The organism is Oleiphilus sp. HI0080, from assembly GCF_001635135.1.
Genome location: NZ_LWFU01000829.1, coordinates 1 through 1100, shown reverse-complemented (window position 1 = coordinate 1100; position 1100 = coordinate 1). Strand labels below are relative to the sequence as shown.

The 1100-nt window shown below is 50.4% G+C and carries 2 protein-coding genes; both read right to left on the bottom strand.

The genetic code is table 11. From position 1 onward, the window contains the following. Window positions 1–451: hypothetical protein (locus A3751_RS16955; RefSeq protein WP_197466441.1), on the bottom strand; the 451-nt coding region annotated here is incomplete at its 3' end. A gap of 15 nt (window positions 452–466) precedes the next feature. Beyond that, the coding region (locus A3751_RS16950; RefSeq protein WP_156492567.1) for an immunoglobulin-like domain-containing protein at window positions 467–1100 on the bottom strand (634 nt) is incomplete at its 5' end.

Here is a 1100-nt window from a genome sequence, read left to right as displayed (position 1 = left end):
GTAGTGATGCAATGTTGAGTGCTTTATCAAGCGTTTGGACGGATTTCCCATTAAAGAGCGCAGAGGTAATGATCCTTTCTTTTTCAGGAGGTTCGACACTGTATAAGCTGAAAGGCGTGACTGTTGCGCTGCCAGGCGTCGAACCAATAGTGGTTCCTCCCAATGAGAAGGTAACGACCTCTCCGTCGTTATAGTTAAACCTACCATCAACATCGGTGATACCGGAAAGAGTCGGTGTGGCGTAACGAAGCCCTTTTACTGGACTGTCTAAGAACACACCAGTGTTATAGGTTACCGCTGGAGGGGGTGTGTCTCCGCCGCCATCTTCACCGCCGTCTCCACCGCTCGGATTTCCACCTCCGGAGATGGCGTCACCGCCACCACCACCGCCACCGCAAGCGGTAAGCGTTGAGATGAGAAGGGCGCCAAATAGAATTTTCCAACTATTCATTTTGCTTACCCTCTGCTATTGCGGTGTCAAGCTGATGGAATCTAAGTTCGCACCGCTTGAACCGGTCGTTTCTAGTCGAAGGGTGTTTGAGCCAGATTGGGGGGTAAGTGCAAATGAAGCCGTATCGAGCCATGTCGTTAGGCTACCTGTTGCAGGGAATGACAATGTGCCTAACGATTGCCCGTTCAAAATCACTTCAAGAGGGCGGTCTCCGCTATCCCATGCATAGCGGACAACAAGGTCGTACGGTAATTCAAAGGCGTTAAACGTATATTCTACAAAGCCTTCGCCACTATGCTCGATATAGCCGGAGCCGGTGAAGCCCGTGTTCGTTGACGCGACAGTGTGTGCGCCAGAGATGGTCGCTGTTTCGGCTTCAAAAGAGATTGTGACTGGCGTTACTACATTGACTGTTCGGGTTTGTGTGACCGCGCTATTACCTGCTGTATCACTCACATCGTAGCTAAGTATGTAGGTGCCTTCCGTGTTGATGTCTACGTTACCTGTAGGCGAGACGCTTGAACTTAGGTCGCCATCGATGTTATCGCTGGCGCTATATCCTGGATCAACAAACAGATCACCAAGTGCGATATCTATGTTGGTATCGCCTGTTAAGGTAATAACAGGAACCGTGGTGTCAGCGACGATA